General features: G+C 59.9%; 14 protein-coding genes and 1 pseudogene. 1 reads left to right on the forward strand and 14 read right to left on the reverse strand.

All coding sequences use genetic code 11. The features are described 5' to 3' along the window. Nucleotide 1: 1 nt before the first annotated feature. From ACSZPK_RS21115 to ACSZPK_RS21135, 5 genes are all read right to left on the reverse strand, one after another. Nucleotides 2-1,063: an imelysin family protein gene (locus ACSZPK_RS21115; protein ID WP_437883515.1), complete on the reverse strand. Its 1,062-nt coding sequence runs from the start codon at nucleotides 1,061-1,063 to the stop codon at nucleotides 2-4. Nucleotides 1,064-1,074: 11 nt separating this feature from the next. Further along, nucleotides 1,075-2,487 (reverse strand): di-heme oxidoredictase family protein, encoded by a 1,413-nt coding sequence (locus ACSZPK_RS21120; protein WP_437883516.1) that lies wholly within the window; start codon nucleotides 2,485-2,487, stop codon nucleotides 1,075-1,077. Nucleotides 2,488-2,660: 173 nt separating this feature from the next. Then, on the reverse strand, nucleotides 2,661-4,010 hold the full coding sequence (locus ACSZPK_RS21125) for an imelysin family protein (protein WP_437883517.1): 1,350 nt from the start codon (nucleotides 4,008-4,010) through the stop codon (nucleotides 2,661-2,663). Between the two features lie 213 nt (nucleotides 4,011-4,223). After that, nucleotides 4,224-4,727: an RDD family protein gene (locus tag ACSZPK_RS21130; RefSeq protein ID WP_437883518.1), complete on the reverse strand. Its 504-nt coding sequence runs from the start codon at nucleotides 4,725-4,727 to the stop codon at nucleotides 4,224-4,226. A gap of 167 nt (nucleotides 4,728-4,894) precedes the next feature. Then, a complete protein-coding gene (locus tag ACSZPK_RS21135) occupies nucleotides 4,895-5,107 on the reverse strand; it encodes a cold-shock protein (protein ID WP_187807541.1) in 213 nt (70 codons plus the stop codon). 526 nt (nucleotides 5,108-5,633) lie between these two features. Here ACSZPK_RS21135 and ACSZPK_RS21140 point away from each other — a divergent pair. Then, nucleotides 5,634-5,865: pseudogene (locus ACSZPK_RS21140) on the forward strand (hypothetical protein). Nucleotides 5,866-6,645: 780 nt separating this feature from the next. On the opposite strand, the gene ACSZPK_RS21145 reads toward ACSZPK_RS21140, so the two are convergent. The 9 genes from ACSZPK_RS21145 to ACSZPK_RS21185 form a co-directional block, all read right to left on the reverse strand. After that, nucleotides 6,646-7,173, reverse strand: a complete 528-nt coding sequence (locus ACSZPK_RS21145; protein WP_437883519.1) for a hypothetical protein — start codon at nucleotides 7,171-7,173, stop codon at nucleotides 6,646-6,648. Further along, nucleotides 7,166-7,426 carry a hypothetical protein gene (locus tag ACSZPK_RS21150; protein WP_437883520.1) on the reverse strand — a complete coding sequence of 87 codons (261 nt, stop codon included), beginning with the start codon at nucleotides 7,424-7,426 and terminating at the stop codon, nucleotides 7,166-7,168. The genes ACSZPK_RS21145 and ACSZPK_RS21150 overlap by 8 nt, the downstream gene beginning before the upstream one ends. Beyond that, nucleotides 7,423-7,614, reverse strand: a complete 192-nt coding sequence (locus ACSZPK_RS21155; RefSeq protein ID WP_437883521.1) for a hypothetical protein — start codon at nucleotides 7,612-7,614, stop codon at nucleotides 7,423-7,425. Before ACSZPK_RS21155 ends, ACSZPK_RS21150 begins: the two co-directional genes overlap by 4 nt. Before the next feature lie 41 nt (nucleotides 7,615-7,655). Beyond that, nucleotides 7,656-12,926: a hypothetical protein gene (locus tag ACSZPK_RS21160; protein WP_437883522.1), complete on the reverse strand. Its 5,271-nt coding sequence runs from the start codon at nucleotides 12,924-12,926 to the stop codon at nucleotides 7,656-7,658. Beyond that, nucleotides 12,923-14,434: a hypothetical protein gene (locus ACSZPK_RS21165; protein ID WP_437883523.1), complete on the reverse strand. Its 1,512-nt coding sequence runs from the start codon at nucleotides 14,432-14,434 to the stop codon at nucleotides 12,923-12,925. The genes ACSZPK_RS21160 and ACSZPK_RS21165 overlap by 4 nt, the downstream gene beginning before the upstream one ends. A 502-nt stretch (nucleotides 14,435-14,936) precedes the next feature. Then, nucleotides 14,937-15,974 (reverse strand): SDH family Clp fold serine proteinase, encoded by a 1,038-nt coding sequence (locus ACSZPK_RS21170; protein WP_437883524.1) that lies wholly within the window; start codon nucleotides 15,972-15,974, stop codon nucleotides 14,937-14,939. Nucleotides 15,975-16,147: 173 nt separating this feature from the next. Beyond that, nucleotides 16,148-16,357: a carbon storage regulator gene (locus tag ACSZPK_RS21175; RefSeq protein ID WP_437883525.1), complete on the reverse strand. Its 210-nt coding sequence runs from the start codon at nucleotides 16,355-16,357 to the stop codon at nucleotides 16,148-16,150. After that, nucleotides 16,335-16,664: a hypothetical protein gene (locus ACSZPK_RS21180; RefSeq protein ID WP_437883714.1), complete on the reverse strand. Its 330-nt coding sequence runs from the start codon at nucleotides 16,662-16,664 to the stop codon at nucleotides 16,335-16,337. The genes ACSZPK_RS21175 and ACSZPK_RS21180 overlap by 23 nt, the downstream gene beginning before the upstream one ends. Nucleotides 16,665-16,700: 36 nt before the next feature. Further along, nucleotides 16,701-17,033 (reverse strand): hypothetical protein, encoded by a 333-nt coding sequence (locus ACSZPK_RS21185; RefSeq protein ID WP_437883526.1) that lies wholly within the window; start codon nucleotides 17,031-17,033, stop codon nucleotides 16,701-16,703. Between the last annotated feature and the right edge of the window lie 340 nt (nucleotides 17,034-17,373).

The raw sequence follows: 17,373 nt of genomic DNA on the forward strand, positions 1-17,373 counted from the left end.
GTCAGTCACCGTCGTTGGCGTTGAAGCCGAGCTGGACGTTGAGCACGCGCGCCAGGTCGAGCTGATGCAGGCGATGGACCACGTCGAGGCTGTCATAGAAGGCATTCAGTTGCTTGAGGCCTTCAGGTGTTTTCAGCAGGTCGCTGAGCGGCGGCTTGAGCGCTTCGTATTGCCTACGGGCATCGGCATAGGCGGCGTCGATGCGTTGGGCCAGTTCCTTGTCGCCGCTGCCGAGCAGGGCGCGCAGGCCTTTCTGGTCGACACCGTTCCAGATGTTTTCCGAGCTGGCCAGGCTGGCGCCGATGTTGCTCAGCGATGCATCGCTGCGCCAGCTGTCGGCCTGGAATGGCTGCGGCGTGCCCTTGCTCTGGCGGCCAATCGGTGCGCCGAGTTTCTTCTTCAGGGTGTCGAGTGCGGTGACCTGTACGCGCAGCAGGTCGGAGATGGCCTCGTGGGAGTCGGCATAGCGGGCGTTGGGGAAGGCGCTGAGTTGGTCGAGCATGCCGTCCTTGTTGTTCCAGTTGGCGAGGATTTCCTCGGCGAGCTTCTGCTGGTGCTGGGCGATGGCTTCGAGCAGTGGGCAATAGCGGGCTTTTTCCTCGGCGTTGGCCAGGTCGACCTTGCTGTCGAACAGGATGTACTCATAGGCCGACAGGCCCTGGACCACCACGCTGGACTTGGCCAGGCCCTCGGCGTCGATATCCGGCTTGGACTTGACCAGTTGCTGGACCTGGCGCCCGACCAGATCCTTCTTGTCCGGCCAGAACTGCACCTGCCAGGCGCGGTTGCCTTCGGCGATCGGCCCGACCATCAGCGGCTGCAACTCGGCCCAGGCTTTCTGCGCGACGTGGAAGTCGGCGCGGGCCTTGGCCAGGTCTTCCTTGCCGGAGCAATAGGCGAGGGCGCTGGCGGCGAGTTGCTTGTCGGCTTTGACCCAGCGACTGTAGGTCGGCAGGATCACCTGCTTGGCGATGGCGGCGCTGGTGACGGCCTGCGGGTCCTGCGGGGCGCAGGCGCCGAGGGCAATGGCGAGGCTGGTCAAGAGCAGTTTTGGTCGGAACATGCGGGGGCTCCCTAGAGTGAATTCAGAAAGGCCAGCAGCGCGGTACGCTGCCCGGCGTCGTAATCGATGACCCGTTGCCTGGCTCGCTCGGCCTCTCCGCCGTGCCAGAGAATGGCCTCGAGCAGGTTGCGGGCGCGGCCGTCGTGGAGGAACTGGGTGTGTCCGGTGACTCGTTCGGTGAGGCCGATGCCCCAGAGTGGCGGTGTGCGCCAGTCGCGCCCGCTGGCCAGAAACTCCGGCCGATTATCGGCCAAGCCGTCGCCCATGTCATGCAGTAGCAGGTCACTGTAAGGACGGATCCGCTGGTTGGCCAATTCAGGTTCCGCAGCGTCGGCTGCGGTGGTGAAGCTGGGCACGTGGCAGCCCTGGCAACCGGCCTGGAGGAACAACTGCTTGCCCTGGCGGACCTGTAGGTCATCGACCTGGCGGCGCATCGGCGGGGCCAGGTTGCGGGTATAGAACAGCACCAGGCGCATGATGTTATCGCTGACCTCGGGCTCGCCGCCGTTCACGGCATCGAGGCAGTCGACCTGGCTGGCCGTGCAGTCATCGTGAGGCAGCAAGGTGCTGGTCAGGCCCATGTCGTTGGCGAAGGCATGGGCATTCTGTTGATTGACGCTGGGCTGGCCGGCTTTCCAGCCAAAGCGGCCAAGCGCCTGCTTGCCCTGGCTGGCGTCCCAGACCCTATTGGCGCGGCCACGGATGCCGTCGCCGTTGCGATCGTCCGGGTCGGCATTGGCCAGGATCGCCGCCTCTGGAATGGCTTCGAGCAGGCCCAGGCCGATCATCGGCGGGGCGATGCGGGTGGAGAGCATCGTCTGTGGGTGCATCTCGCCGTAGCCGAGCTGGCTGATCTGCAGGTTGGGTTTGCGCAGTTCCACCGTGGTGCCATCGGCCAGCCGTACCGGCACACTCTCGTAGCTCACCCGCACCTTGCCCTCGGGAGTCACGCCCGGAATCGCCATGTCCTGGAATTGGCCGCCATAAGTGGGCTCAGGCACTACACCAAGGGTCTGCAGCAGGCGCAGGTGTTGCGGCGAGCCGTCGGATGGGATCGACAGGCGCACCAGCATCGATACGGCGTTGCTGTCGTCGGGCTCGGGAGGATGACCGCGGCCGTCACGCACATGGCAGTTGATGCAGGCGTTGGTGTTGAACAGCGGGCCCAGACCATCGCGCGCCGTGGTGGTGGTCGGGGCGATCACCCAGGGGTTGCGGAAAAAACTGTTGCCGACACTGAAGTCCAGGCGCCGCGCCGCAGGCAGGTTGGCCGACGGCATGGAGAACGCGCCACGGTCCGTGCGCGTACTCGAAGCTGAGCCGCCTGACAGGGCTTCGCCAGGTTCGGCTGGTGGTGGCTCGCTGTCACAAGCCGCCAGGCCGATGGCCAGCGCGAATACGCAGAGGCGGAACGGTAGAGACATCGAGCGGCGACCTGAAAAACGAGCCGGCGATTTTATCAGGCCAGCGGCTTTCGAATAAGAGGTATTGGCATTTGCGAGGCGCGGCATATTGCCTGATTGTGTTTCACGGGATGCATGCCAGATAAAAAAACGGGGCGCCTTGTGGGCGCCCCGTCCGTTGGAGTTCCGGGATATCAGAACTCGTGATCGGCGTTGTCCGGGCTGAGGTCGTTGATGCCCAGTACCCCGGCGGCCTTCTCGATGGCACCGGTCTGGGTGACCAGGGCGGCGATGGCATCACGCACCAGTTGTTGACCAGCGGCGTTGTCGGCGGCGATCAACTGGTCGAAGTGGACGTTTTCTTTCTCGGCCTTGTCGACCATCACCTGCAGCTTGGCCTGGGTGGCGTCCAGATCGGCCTTCAGGGTCTTGTCCGCTTCGGCATCGCCCTTGGCGACCAGCGACGACAGGCTCGGACCGCTGACGGTGGTGCCGTCTACACGCTTGTACTCGCCCAGGTAGATGTTGCGGATGCCCAGGCCATTGTAGAAGTTGGAGTTATGGGTGTTGTCGCTGAAGCAATCGTGCTCGTCTTCAGTGGAGTTGGCTTCCAGCGCGACCTTCATGCGCTCGCCGGCCAGTTCGCCGAGGGACAGGCTGCCCATGCCGAACAGCATCTTGCGCAGGCTGTTGGCGACAGGTTCGGCCTCCAGTTTGGCGCGCTCGTTGTCCGGCGTATTCGGTTTCCAGTCGTTGACCATTACTTCCAGGTCGCTGACCAGCAGGTCGGTGACGACCTTGAGGTAGGTGCGGCGGCGGTCGTTATGGCCTCCGGTGGCGCCTTCGCCGGTCAGGTAGTCGCTGGCCGGACGGTTGCCGGCGCCTGGGCCGGTGCCGTTGAGGTCCTGGCCCCAGAGGAGGAATTCGATGGCGTGGTAGCCGGTGGCGACGTTGGCTTCGGAGCCGGCCACTTCGTTCAGTTCGGCCAGTTTCTCGCCGGTGATTTCCTTGACGTCGATCTTCTCTTCGCCGACCTGGATTTCTTCGTTGGCGATGATGTTGGCGCTGGCGGCCGGGTTGCCCAGGGCGTGCTGGTAGTCCTTGTCGACGTAGTCGATCAGGCCTTCGTCCAGCGGCCAGGCGTTGACCTGGCCTTCCCAGTCGTCGATGAAGGTGTTGCCGAAGCGGAAGGCTTCGGTCTGCATGTACGGAACGCGAGCGGCGAACCAGGCCTGGCGGGCGGCCTTCAGGGTTTCGTCGTTCGGGTTGGCAAGGAAGGCATCGACGGCGCCTTGTAGAGTCTTGGCGGTGCTCAGGGCGTCGCTGTAGGCCGAGAAAGCGATTTCGGCATAGTTGTTCACCACGGCCTTGGCGGTGGCTTCATCGACTTTTACGTCGCTTGCGGGAGTGGCGGCTGGGGCGCTGGTCGAAGCTGCCGGGGCAGCGGCTTGTGGCGCCGCAGCTTCCTTCTTGTCGTCACCGCAACCGGCGAGGGAAATGGCGATAGCCAATAGGCTGGCGGTAGCCAGGGGCATACGGGTCATGGCGGGTTCCTTTGCTGCTTCTTGGGTCGTTATGCCTGGGGTGTCAGGGCCTGAGGGAATGAAGTGTTCCATACTCCGACGCAACCACGCCGGCCTGGAAATGGCCGCTGACGCACGATAAAACCGCGCAATAATGCGAAAGATTTGCATTTTATGCAAAGGCCTATTTGTCTCGGCGCTATTCCTGGTGTTACTGGCCACGGCCTGCGCCGATCATTTACCTTGTTTGTGGATATCCTTTGGCAGACGCACGATCCGGCTTTCCGAGTACTTGTCGTGCCAGGTGTCTTTGTTCTCGTCCCACAACATCCACCAGAAGCCCAGGCCGGCGACCAGCCAGGAGGCGATGGCAACAACGAAGCGCAGCAGCGCCTGCCACAGGCTGATGGCCGAACCATCGGCGTTCTGTACGCGCAGGCCCCAGACCTGCATGCCAAGCGTCTGGCCATTGTGGGTCCAGAACTTGGCGAAGAAGCCGAACAGGCTGAGCAGCACCAGCGTGGCGAGCAGTGGGTCACGGTCCAGCGCACCTGTCCTCGACATCTCCATCAGCGCATCACCGCCAAAGATAGAGCGCAGGATGCCCTGTTGATAGATCAGGGTAACGACCATGGCGATAGCGATGCACAGCAGGAAGTCATAGAACATCGCCGCGAGGCGGCGGATCAGTCCGGCATGAGGGAAATCGCCTTGGGGCTGAAGCTTGTGCGTAGGCATGCGGGACTCATTGCAAGAGAGTGGGCGAGTCGGGCTCGATACCGCGTGGTTATGGGGGATTTTCGCCTTCGCGGTCGCGAGGCGCCATGACGGCGATCAACGGCTAGAGAAAACGCAGGCACAAAAAAGCCCCTGATGTTGCCATCAGGGGCTTTCGGAGCCGCTACTTAGCCCAGGATCTGGACTTTGTCAGCTTGCATGCCTTTCTGGCCCTGCACGGCTTCGAAGGTGACTTTCTGGCCTTCTTTCAGGCTCTTGAAGCCATTACCTTCGATAGCGCGGAAGTGCACGAACAGATCCGGACCGCTTTCGGGGGTAATGAAACCAAAGCCCTTCTCGTCGTTGAACCATTTAACGGTGCCGGTTTGACGATTCGACATGTCTTATTTCCTTGAAACTAGAGTTGATGACAGCCTCTTGCGAATGCGCGAAGAGGGCTGGGACTGGTTGCAGAGAGTAAGAGAAGTCGAGCGGGATGTAGCGGATCTAGGATCTACTGCACCAGGTCACGATTCAAGGCGACCCATGCAAACACAGTGGGCACACTCTACGCTAACTGAAACTCGTTTGCCAACCCCTTCGGAGGCTACGTTTTCAGTGGCTTTGCGCGATTCTGCAAAGACCTATTGCGAGTGGTGCAGATGATGGGAAGAAAGGTTACAGCCCGATGGCTGCAAGAAGAAATTTGTGGTCCGGGAGAGACTCGAAGCTTTCCCTGTAGGCCGCTTGGCTTCTCACCTCAGCCATTGCGGCCTTGGCTTCATGCCCCTAAATATGCCCCTAAAAAGCAAAATGCCCCATCCCGTTAAGGCGATATTGCGATTCGAGGGCGTGCATCCTATGCGCAGATATGGGGCTTCTGCAAGAGCCGAAGCGCCCTTTTATGGCTCCACAGCAGGAAGTCAAATGAAGACCGAACTGATCAAAATCAGCGAGTTTCGCCGACGGCGCTGGGGGGGAGAATGGAACCCCACCTTGCCCTCAAGCGATTCGCAATTACCTCAGAAACGGCATCATCCTAGGTGAACAAATAGGGAAGCTGTGGTATGTCGACTGGGCGGCCTATCAGGCTGGCCAGCAGAATGATCTAGTTGCCATGGTACTGAAAGATGCATGGGCGCACCCGAAGTGCAGTTGATTGGTCCACCGCCAGCGCAGATGTAGGCCTTGGGTGTTGCTGTCATAGCAACACCTCAAGGTATGGGCATATCCCTACACCCTGGTGGGCGATCATCCGGGCACCATACTTGCACCGGGCTAGGCACCACCTAGGCAGTGCTCGGTCTGTTCAAGATGGTGTAGCGTTTCACGGCCCCGTTTCATTATCCAAGAACCCATCCAACTCGATCTGCGTAACTCAGGCTCCAGCGCCTGGACCCAGTTGTCGCCCCGCATGCGGCGCATCTTCACGGTTTGCCACTTCAACCCCCGGCGCGCAGCCCACTCTATCGCCGGGTAGGTCTGGCCGTTGATCGTCACCAGCGTCGCGCCGGCGCAGGTAGTTGGCCTATGCGCCAGGCGTGGTACACGCACCGTAGTTGCAGCCTCTGCCATGCACGACATGATTCACCCCCGCTCGGAATATCTCGGCGGTGGTTATGTAATGTGACTGAATCACAAGTGGCTGTAACCAAAGTGAGGAAATCCCACTTCGGTTTCGCAGGGGGCTTTGAGACTTCCGGTGAGTCAGAGTGTGTTGAAAACGCCACAGTGTGTTGAAACCAACACTGAGTAGCGGAATTTGCACTCTGGATCAGGCGGGGTTGTTCGTGGCAACCAGGCTGGCAACCACCAATTGGCAACCTGGCTAGGTTGCACGACCGCACCAGAAGTCCGAACCCCGCCAATATCGGCCCCAGTTCCCGCGTGAGGGTGTTTCCTTCGATGGAAACAGTGTTTCCGCTGAAGGGGGCAGCGCTCAATCAAACGCCTCGACGCCAAGCACGCGCATCAGCCTGTCTTCGTAGCTCTCCTCGTGCAGCGCATCCAGGTTGAATGCCTTGCGCTGGGCGCTGATCAGTTTCAACTGCGCGTCGATGCCGGTGTTCATCGCCCTGGTGACGTCGAGATAGTTGTCCGCGTTGATCTCCATATCTTTGAGACTCGCACGCACGCGGTTGGCGGTCTGTTCCCACTCGGCCAATGATGTGATGTGCCGAAACGCTACGGCTGCGCCCTCATCGGCCTTGGCGCTGATAATTTCCTCGTCGTTGCGCAAATCCTGCGCATCGTCGGAGGTGCGCGAAACCATGCGCGAAACCTTTTCCCGAGTGGCCGCTGCTACTGGCCCTGTAAGGTCTCTCGACCAGTTACAGGCTTTCGCTCGACTGCGCAAAGTGCTCTCACTGATACCGTGGTGCTCGGCGACGCCACGCACGGACAGTTGGCCCGCTCGATAGCTGGCCTGAATGGCTTCCCAGTCGGGTTCTTTCTTGCGCTTAGCCATTGATCTGCATTGCCCTGCGGTGCTTTTCCTCGGCGAGTGACAGTCCGATGTCGACCTTGATCAGTTCGGTGAGCCTTTCGCTCTGCGCACTCAGTCTCGCGGCGCAATCAGCGAATGCCGCCAGTTTTCGCTGATCGCCACCAGAGGCCTGAATCTCGTTCATCTCCTGGGACAACTGCTCGGCCTTCGTCCGCCACTCGGCAAATAGCTGATCCACCTGATGCCGATGCAGCTTCAGTTTCTGGGCGCTCATGCATTCTTCTCCATGATCGGCAGCCTGCGACGGCGAGGAGAAAGAGCCTGTTCCCACGCCCAACCACGGTAGCGACGGCGCTTTACGGTCTCCCAGTTGATGCCCATTTCCTTAGCCCACTCGATTGCCGTCTTGGTCACCGGCGCCACAAGCGTGACTTCGGCATTCATTGAAAACTCGTTCTGCATGACATTGCCCTCTTGGTAACGGTGAAGTAACGCTTGGAGCGTCAGTTGCTGGCAGCCCTGGCTACGGCGAAGCGCCTTGCGACCTCGACAGCCTGATCTCGGCCCTGCATTGCCGCAGCCTGCTTCATGGCTGATGCCTGGGTTTGCGTGCCGATCATCAGTGGCGGTACCCGGTTGGCCATCAAGGCCATGACGTTGGCCTGGCTGATCCCGCTCAGTCGAAGTGTCCTGACGATCTGGGGCGCCCCCATGCCGGCAGACTTCGCCGACGCGACGAGGCGTCCCATCTCCTTGAATGCTTTCTCGTACTGCTGCTCGGCGGCCTGCCGTGAGCTGCGAATGTCGCTATCCGAAACCTGATTGGCGCTGCGCACGGTGCGCATCAGGGTTTTGCGGGCATCGCCGAGTGCATCGGTGAACTCAAAGGACCGATAGAACAGTGCCGTCTGCGTATCGAGCGTGGATGCGCGCCATCCCAGCAGGCTGACCAGTTCGTCACGCATGTCATAGGGCTGACCGCTCCCTTCACGGCGAGCGCCTTTGCCGGCGAGCAGCAGACGCTCGGCATTGCTGACGAAGCCAGGCTGCAGTGCTTTGCGCAGGTGGTTGGCAATATCCAAGGTCTGATCAACCGGATCGCCGTTCTCCAGGTAGACCTGGCCACCACTGCCTTTCTTGTTGGACATGACCTCGAAGATTGCGCCGGCGGCGATATCCGTTCCTAGGAAAGGGGAGAGCATGTCACCAATACTGCTGGTGGCGGCCTGCTGCCAGGGCTGGTCGCGCAGCATGGCGGTGATCGGCCGCTTCCAGTAGCCGTAGGGGTCAAGGAAGCTCATGTCGAAGTAACGCAGCTTCCCGTCTGCATCACGGCCGGTGAACAGGAAGGTGGAGTTACGCTGCCAGGGCGGCGATAGATCGCGGACGGCTTCCTCCTCGTCATCACCGACGCCGAATGCCGCCTTGCTCATTGCGGCAAGCGCATAGAAACCAGCCGATACCAGCGCCATGCCTGCAGCACGCTTCATGCCCAGCGTGCGGATAGCCGGGTTGTTGCTCTTCAGGTCGGAGGCCGTCAGGCGCAGCATGTTGGCAGAAGTGCGGATGATCTCGGCTGGGAAGCTCACGAAGGAACCGGCCAGTGGGAATCGGCGCAACCAGTTGATGCCGCGGCCTACCATCGAATAGGTCGGGTAGGTATTGCGGATGCGCTCGGCGGCCATCAGCTCGGCCTGGGCGCTGGGAATGCCAGCTTTGATCAGGCCTGCCTTCTCGTTCTCGAAGCCGATGATCTTCCAGAAGTCATCGCCGAACGAATAGAAGCCCTGAGCGACCTGGTTCATCTTGCGCAGGTATTTGATCCCGGTACCGGTCTTGCTGCTCAGCAACTCATCCATGCGCGCATCGCGCAGCAGGTCCATCATCTCGCCGGCATAGGGCGTGTCGTATACGACACCCAACTGCTTGAGCTTGCGCAGGTAGGCGAGGTCATCACCCTTGGCGTTCTGCGTGACCTGCTCGCGGAAAGCCGCCCAGCTCTTCTTCATCTGCGTCAGGTCGAAGTGACCGTTGGCCAGGCTGAAGAACATCGCCGATTGCCAGTTACGCATGGCGGTGGTCGGGCTGAGGATGGTCTTGCCGTACTTCACCATGCCGTTCAGGCGCACGATGGTGCGATACAGGTCGCTCATCTGCTCTTTGCCCAGGGCATCCTTGAAGGACTGCGCCACCTCAGGGAAAGTCCACAAGCCGTTGAGCGGCGAGTAGGAGTCAGATTGTTCACCGACGATCTGCGAGGTTGCGGCAGCCGGCCGGTTCTTGCCCTCGAACAGGAAGGTGCCAAGCCCCACGTCCCGCACTCGATCCAGAAAGCGTTGATTCCAGATCAGGCGCCCCATCTTGGTCGCCGACTTGGCGAAGTTCAGGCGCGGGTCGGTGTACTCACCCAGCAGCGCACGGATTTGCGGAGCAATCTCCTTGCGCTTGATCAGTACGCTCAGATCCTTGGCGCCCAGTTTCCCTTCTGCGATGAACGCATCCATGGAGTCGTAGGCGGTGCCGGTCTTGAGCATCTCATTTATCACCACGTCAGCCAGGCGATTGGCTTCAGTAACGTCGCTGCCTTGCTCCTGATAGCTTGCTGCCAGGTAGCGACGCGCTGCGTTGACGGTTTCAGTCTGGACGTTCCGGTACCAAGTCGGATCATCGAAAGCGCGATAACTGCGGTGGACGTAGCTGCCCAGGTTGCCGGTGATCTTGTCGATCAGAGCAGGATCAGCCCCGTCCAGCTTGTCCCGTACCTGCTGCTGGAGAATGCCGATGTACTCGCCGGACAGACTGTCGATGTACTGCCGCATGGTGACAACGGCGGTGCGGGTGGCTTCTGGGAGGCTTGGATCGACTTTTCCAGCCAGTGCGTCGGCGAGCGTGGTCATCTGCTCGGCTGAGAGCTTGTCGATCGATTTCCCGAAGTCAGCCTTCACAGCCTGCTCAAGCCCGCCAGCGATGTGACGCACGTCGAACTCCACTGCCTGGAACTCGCTGTCTCTGCGAATCTTCTCGCTGAATACTGCCTCAGGCAGCAGACCGCCAGGCGCGAACTGCCGGCGCAATTGCTGCTTGGCCTTGGCCCAGATTGTTTTGTCGTCCTCGCGAAGGCGGCGGTTCTCCGCGGCGAAGGGATCGTTAGGGTCGAGCGGGCGTGGCCCGGTGATCCGGTTCAAGGCATCGCCAATGCGCTGATCGACACGGCGGTAGCGAGCCGCGTCGGTCCCGGGCTGGCTCGTGCCTTGGCGCTGACCGGTGATGTACCTGCGAGAGTTGGCCAGCATCGCCTGGATATCTGTATCGCTCCACGTCATACGCAAACCGATCGCGCGTAGGGCGTTTCGGATGGCTGTGGCCAGGCGCGGCCAGAATGCTTGCTGTCGGATGGTGCCGTCGGCCGCCAGGTCCGCCAGCACTTCTTCGACGGCTACCTCGCGGCTATAGCCGAAGCGCTCCATCAGTTGATCGGCCTGAGCCTTGATCCCTGGCTGGTCGTTATAGATTTCCAGCATCTTCAGTCGCAGCCTGGAACCATAAGCCCCCTGAAGTCCGGCATGTCCCAGTACCTCATGCTGGAGCACAAACGCAGCATGCTTCTGGTTGCTCAGGTTGTCGGCCACCAGGTAGACGGTGTTTCCGGAATAGGCACCTTCAAGGTCAAATGCTCGATCGCGCTGCACCTGCTGTTGCAGATCAGCAGGCAGTTGGCCGACGGACTGAACCACCTCTACAGGCGGTGCGTTCTTCCATCCAGAGGTCAGCTCGGCGACCTGGGTGCGGAGGGCATCGGCACGTGTGCTGCCTGGTGACGGCTGGCGATAGCTGGCCCTGGAGTATTGCCCGTTACTCTGCTGCTCAGGACTCGACTCTCCATCAAGGAAGCGATCGATGGCATCGGTCGAGCTGGCCCGCTGCTGGATGCGCCAGTCGCCTTGGCCTGCCCTGACAACCTCGAAGGCCTCTGGATTGAGCAGGCCTCTCAGTGCTGCATTGGCTCCGGGCTTTCCTGGAAAGGATCGCGAGACAGCTTGCTGCTCTGCCTGAACACCACGCACGGCCTGCTCAGCGGCAGCGTGCGTAACACCCAGCTCGCGGGCAATAACCTGAGCATCAAGCGGCTCATTAGCAGTCGCACGAGCGCGCACGGTGGGCAATAGTTCGTTGGCCGAAAGCGGAGCCATCCGCACCTGATCGACGGACTGCGGTCCGCTGTCGAAATCCACCTGGGCCAGCGGCGGCTGCTCCGGTTGTCGCGGGCGTAGCTCATCGGCAGGAACGTAGCCATCACGGCCAGCCAGCCGAACAGACGCATACAGGCGACCATCCGCGCCCGGCTCTGGCTCAAAGCCCAAGAACTGAACAGGTTGATCGAAATCGGCATTCGCCCAGGTCACCTGCTCGCCAGGATTGAAAGCTGCAGCAGGGGTGATCGACTCGGTTTGACCGGGGCCGGACTCTTGCTCGACCACCGGCAGTAGCCGGTTAAGGTCGCGCGGCACGGACGGGTCGTCGCCAGTCAGCCGGGATTGTTCGATGTAGCTGCGAGCAGCGTTGAGTGCATCGCGCTCCGATACCTCGACCATGCGCTGCAGATCGGGATCTCGGCGGTAAAACTTCAGCGTGCCGGTTTGCTGGTCGTCCACTTCAGTGTGGAAAAGCTGCTGAGCAACCGCTGTTTCCAGATCTGCGGGGCGATAACCTGAACTGGCCTGTTGATCGCCGGGCAGGTCATTTAGCAACGTGGCACGTTGTGTATCGTTGACCCGGCGGGGCGCCATCGTTGCTGCACGGGCGATTGGCCCGGCCGGAGCCTGCTGATCTGTAGGTGGTGCTGCGGGGGCGGCGCTCTGACGATGGCCGAGCGGGCCAACCACGCCACCCATAACGCCGCCGGTGATCAAGCCAGCGGCAGCGGCCGAGCCAACGCCATCCCACGTTGGGCGGTCCAGGGCGATGTTCTGCAGAGCTTGCTCCTGTGCGGATTGTGGCAACTCCTGCAGGCCGCCCTCGATCAATGCACCTTCAGCGACCCGACGTGGCAGGCTCTTGCCGCTTGCCCGGGTCGTGCCGCCGGCCAGCAGCGTATCGAGTTCGCCAACTCCGAACCGTTGCGCCAGTCGCGCACCACCAGCACCGATAACGCCTGTCGCCGCACCAGAGGTGGCCGCCAGTGCTGATTGCTCAGGGGTGAGCAGGCCGTCGTCCGTCTGCTGCCGGATATTCTCGGCGGACATGCCAGCGGAAACGATTCCCTCGCCAATCGCGCCAGCAGCCCAGGGGGCGATCTTCTGGCCAATCGCAGGGAGCGCGCGAATAGTTCGGCCAGCAATGCCGCCGGCCAACATGGAAGGCGCTGCCTCAACGCCAGTGTGGATGATGGTGCTGGGATTGCTCAGCATCGCACTGGCGGTATCAACGAAACCATCAGCCTCCTGAACGCGAGCATTCGCGGCCTTCTGTTCGGGCGAGTAAAAGTCGTCGAGCATCTCGCGGGCTTCTCGGGGCCGGAAGCCCAGCTCTTCGAGCGATTTTCCGACACGTCCACCGGTGGGGATGTCCGCCAGGCCGACTACTGTTTCAGGTATGGCAATTGCGCCTTTCAGGAGGGATAGACCGGTGTCGCCCACCGCTCTGCGGATTATGCTCGATGACTCCTGAGGTTCTTCAGGCCCCAAGAAATCGTCGATCTGCGACATTCCGGAGCTTGCCATGCCGCTGGCGCTGGATGCCGATTTACCATCCAGGAAATCATCGATTGAGGTCATTGGCTGTACCCCAGCGCTCGGAGCTGAGCGACCTTCTGTTCGCGCGTCAGGCTGGCGTTGTCGCGGATAGCGATCGCCCTGGCATCAGCTGCGATTCCGCCACCTTGTTGCATGAGCGACTGCCCAAGCAGGCGATTATTTCGAGTGTCCACAACGTCGCGGCCAACGATCGGCTGCCCCATCGCATCGGTGCCGATAATGGTCTGGATGGCCTGATACTGATTCTTGTCAGGCCCTCGTAGCGCATCCAGCAGTTGCTGGCCACGTTCACGCTGGGCTTGAGGAACACGCTCATCTGCGACCAGTGCTTGCAGTTGGGCGATTCGTTGGCGCGATTGCAGTTCGAGGGTCTTGGTGTCTTCTTCAAGAGCCCCGGTACGGCGAGCCCGCTCATTGGTGATCACGCCCTGGGCGGCATCGACGTTGGCCTGTAGTTGCGTGCTCATCAGTGCGTCGCGGCGCAGGTCGGACTTAGCTAGGCGGCGGCCTTCCGCGGTGCTGCTATCCCGGACGATGGTAACGCTGTTGGCCAGGTCCTGGCGCAGCAGTGCGTCTTCCAGGCGGCTCTGGTTGGCCTGGTCGCGGCGAATCTGGTTGGCACGTTCGAAGCGCTGTATGGCGAGCTGGCTGGTTCCTGGGTCCATCTGACTGAAGGTGCCGACGCCGTTGCCGAGGTTTTGTGTCGAGCCGAGAGACGCAAAGCTGCCATTGCCAGATGGCGCATCTGGGCCACCAGGCATGAGCGAGTTCAGGCTGGACGGAGCCGGCTTTTGCAACGGCCCGCCCGGACGGAGCGATTCTAGGCTGGCGGCCTGCTGTCGATCTGCTGGAGCATTCGAAAACTCGGTCACGCCGTTGGCATTCACCCGGCCGACGATCCCGTCCACTGAGGTGTTGTGGTAGAGGTTGGCGTCGCGCAGCGATGATTTACGTGCTGGCGCCTGATTAGCCTGCGGTGAAGTGGCAGCGGGCATCATGCTCGCCGTTGGCGATTGTTGCTGCTGAGACAGCAGCCAACCATCCTCAAGACGACTCGCACCGAGTAGCGAGCGTCCGGCGCTGGAGAGGTGATCACCAGTGGTGGAAAGCTGGTCGAGCCCTCGGTTCAGCCGGTTCGAGGCGGTATCACGGAATGCCGTTTCACCACCAGGGAGGCTTGCAGGATCACCGCCAACCAGACGAGTGGCAGAGTTGCGAGCCAGATCGAAGGGAGCGGCCAGCAGGCTTTCTGCCGCTCCCACAGCAGTGTTGACGATCCCGTTGCCGAGGTTCGCCAGGCCGCTGCCCAATCCATTGCCCTGAGGCGTGCCTTTGACTACCGGCTGCTGGTACTGCTGCTGCATCTGCTGAGCGCGTGCCGAGCCAGGCATGGCGTCCTCGAGCCTGGAGGGACGCAGGCCGTTCTTATCCAGCGGAGTATTGGTTATGTCGAAGGAGCTCTGTTTCTTGCGCTTGATCTGCGCCAGATCGCCTTCGCTGCCATCGGTAATCGTCGTTACTGTCGCCATGCCGAGCCACCTCAAATAGGAATTTGAAGGGACGTTATGTGACTGAAAATGGTCTGCAAGCCGCTTTTGGCGAGGGCAGCGCGGGAAATTTTGTACCGTCAGAGCAGTGAGACGGCCGAGGTCGCTACGGTTACTTCGGCTGTAGTAGTAGGCCACTGCTCCCAATTCTGGGGGCAGGTATGAACAGGAGAGGACCAGATATTCGTCGCGTGAACGGCTACCAGATCATGGAGAACGCGAAGGGCTGGGTGGTGTTCACAGGGGAGGGCGTGGCGGCGGGGCCGTTCAGCTCGTACGCTGAGGCAGAGCAGGATGCAGAGAGGAGAGCGCCTGAGCGGAAGAGGCCGTGAGGCAGAAATGAAAAGCCCCGCATGAGCGGGGCTTTCTCTAGACGCTGAAGTCTATGGCTTTAGGCGCTGGAAAACGCTTTGAGGCGTCGACTTGAGACTGAATGATATCGAACACCTCACACTGACCCAACGATTGGGTTGAGCTTACTTGTTCAAGCAGATCCGCCATCGCTTCCTGGATGGTCTTTTGCTCTCCGCTTTCCACTACCTGCTCTGGGTACCGCGGCGCCTCCTCTATGTGGAGTTGCTCTATCAGACCCAGCATCATCGCTTCCTTCCGAGGTTTTGGGCTGTTTCTCGACATTTTCGGTACTCTCATCTTCGTCAGATTGCTCTATTTCTGGAATCAGAAAGACAATTGGATTGCCTCCTGGCGATTTGCAGATCGGGAACAGCGCATCTGCTATCTCTTTCAAAAGCCCCTGAGGGGCGCTGACCTTGTTGAACAAGGTTGACGCCTCTTTGCGATCTATCACGAACCCATGATCTGGGTACTCTAGGACGAGCGTCTTCAGCGAGTCGTCACTTTTGAGGTTTTTAACCTTGTCATTGAGTCTCTTCCCGTAGGCAAAAGCAACGTTGATCGCCCTTTGCGACTCCCCGATCTTATAGGGATCAATTTGGGCGTATATCGGTGAAACCAAGCCTATGGCTAGCTTAGTGGCGATATCTGCAGCTGTCTTGGTGGTGACTGAGAACTTCACGTTCAAATCGACCAGATTGCTTTTGAGAATCTCTGCAGACTGGGCCCTCAGAAATGCCATGGCCTGTGTAATGTCTAGACCGGAAGACATGTCGAACAGTTCATCCGGTTTTTTTAGCTGCATATCCAGCGGGCCTAGCTCACCTTTATCTGAGATTATCAGGTGGTCTGCGCCTATCGCGAGCAAGGTTCCAGCGCTCTTGCAGTAAGCCGGAACGACAACTGTCAGGTGCTCATAGTAGTGTCTCAGGCCTCGCGCAATCCGATAGGCGGTAGCTGGCTCACCCCCATAGGTAGACAAGAAGAGATAGGCTTTTTTGTGCTTGCGGCGCTTTGCTTCCTCTGAAAAGCGCTCGTAGCCTAGCCTCTTGACTCCACCAATGTAGAGGTAACAGTCAACTTCATCTTCTTTGCTTAACTTGCCTATTAAATGAAGAGCATCCTCTATCTTCACTTTTTCTCCTCCGGCCGTCTTTGCCTTTGACACCTTAATCTCCTTATTTGTGGATCCGTGCACAGTCCATGTGAATGATGCCTTTTTGGCATCATCTTGGCCACGATACGATTCTCTGATTGTGGTGACTCTAGATCGCCACAATCTACAGGCCGCTACCACCTCCAGGAGATTCCACAAATCCCCGTCTCGCCAGATGACGCGGCCTATGAACGATTCCGTATCGCCACCTCATCTCTCAGTATGAGGATTTCCATAGGCGCTTCGATCCCCACCTTGGTCTGGCTCCCTGACGTTTCGCCTAGGCGGATGATAATTCCATCGCGAGCCAGCTTCTGCAAGAGTTGCTCAGCATTGGCGCTTGGCGCAATCGACAGGTGAATTTCTTCGCATTCACGGCGTGAGAGTACGAGCATGCGGTGCGCCTCCGTACGCTTTGCGCTTGTAGGACTTAATGACTCTGGTCGACGCAGCGACGGCAACGAGTGGGGTCAGTATCCCCGTGATGAATATCCCGATCACCTTCATGACAGCCATCACCTGAAACGCTCCTGGATCATCCGATCGGAAGCGCTTATGGAGGTGATTCTCAACCATGAGAGTGAGGTATCCACTATCCAGGCCATGCAATAGCTCGAGCGAGGAATCGATTGCTTGCCAGATGCCATAGAAGAATAGGGTGGCCATGGCTGCAATACAGACGACCATGCGTGATTTCGTCATAGGGTAGAGCGCCTCCATACGCCAGCAGGAGTTGCGTTACTTGCAGGCGGCCTGGCCAACGTAATAGGCGATTGCACCCTGAACGATCGGAGCCATTTTGTCGTCCGGCTTCGAGGCTTTCATTTCCTCAAGAGTATCGCCATCGCCCAGATATTTGACGGTGTTTGCAGAGCAGTTGTAGAGGCGCTGTGAGTAGCTTGTGCCGCTCGGACCGACACGCTTGGTTGTGATCTTCCGCTCGTTACCCTTGGTGTCGCGCTCGAGGATGGTATAGCTGGCCTTTGTGTCGCTGGGGACCGCGAGAGGGGTTTCGGCTGCGATAGCGGAGCCTGCGGTGAGCAAAAGTGCAGCGAGAACATGTAGCTTCATGATTACGTCCTTGTGATGGTCGGCATAGCTGATGTCTTGGGGGACTTTTGAGCCTGATCTTCCGCAGAGCTGAGCCTTGAAACGCTGGTTTTTAGTGCCGCGAATCGTGCAGATTCTGCTTGTGGGCGCGAAGCATTGCAATGCGCTTGAGCCTGAGCGCTTCAACGAGCAGGGCCAACATGTCTCCGCATAGACTCATCGAGACTGACCTATTGATCCGAATCGGCCAGAAGTGTCCGAGTCGGATCAGATGGTCTGACTCGGACATCCTCCAGGCCAGATTTGAGCAGATTTGCTCATGTCGACCGGCAAGATCCATCCTCAACCTGAGGACGGATGG

Source organism: Pseudomonas sp. LRF_L74 (assembly GCF_965644255.1).
Taxonomy (GTDB): Bacteria; Pseudomonadota; Gammaproteobacteria; order Pseudomonadales; family Pseudomonadaceae; genus Aquipseudomonas.

Bases quoted from the DNA above. Each gene is read 5' to 3' on its own strand.
- ACSZPK_RS21115 (WP_437883515.1), bottom strand. From the start codon at position 1,063: ATGTTCCGACCAAAACTGCTCTTGACCAGCCTCGCCATTGCCCTCGGC.
- ACSZPK_RS21120 (WP_437883516.1), bottom strand. From the start codon at position 2,487: ATGTCTCTACCGTTCCGCCTCTGCGTATTCGCGCTGGCCATCGGCCTG.
- ACSZPK_RS21125 (WP_437883517.1), bottom strand. From the start codon at position 4,010: ATGACCCGTATGCCCCTGGCTACCGCCAGCCTATTGGCTATCGCCATT.
- ACSZPK_RS21130 (WP_437883518.1), bottom strand. From the start codon at position 4,727: ATGCCTACGCACAAGCTTCAGCCCCAAGGCGATTTCCCTCATGCCGGA.
- ACSZPK_RS21135 (WP_187807541.1), bottom strand. From the start codon at position 5,107: ATGTCGAATCGTCAAACCGGCACCGTTAAATGGTTCAACGACGAGAAG.
- ACSZPK_RS21145 (WP_437883519.1), bottom strand. From the start codon at position 7,173: ATGGCTAAGCGCAAGAAAGAACCCGACTGGGAAGCCATTCAGGCCAGC.
- ACSZPK_RS21150 (WP_437883520.1), bottom strand. From the start codon at position 7,426: ATGAGCGCCCAGAAACTGAAGCTGCATCGGCATCAGGTGGATCAGCTA.
- ACSZPK_RS21155 (WP_437883521.1), bottom strand. From the start codon at position 7,614: ATGCAGAACGAGTTTTCAATGAATGCCGAAGTCACGCTTGTGGCGCCG.
- ACSZPK_RS21160 (WP_437883522.1), bottom strand. From the start codon at position 12,926: ATGACCTCAATCGATGATTTCCTGGATGGTAAATCGGCATCCAGCGCC.
- ACSZPK_RS21165 (WP_437883523.1), bottom strand. From the start codon at position 14,434: ATGGCGACAGTAACGACGATTACCGATGGCAGCGAAGGCGATCTGGCG.
- ACSZPK_RS21175 (WP_437883525.1), bottom strand. From the start codon at position 16,357: ATGCTCGTACTCTCACGCCGTGAATGCGAAGAAATTCACCTGTCGATT.
- ACSZPK_RS21180 (WP_437883714.1), bottom strand. From the start codon at position 16,664: ATGACGAAATCACGCATGGTCGTCTGTATTGCAGCCATGGCCACCCTA.
- ACSZPK_RS21185 (WP_437883526.1), bottom strand. From the start codon at position 17,033: ATGAAGCTACATGTTCTCGCTGCACTTTTGCTCACCGCAGGCTCCGCT.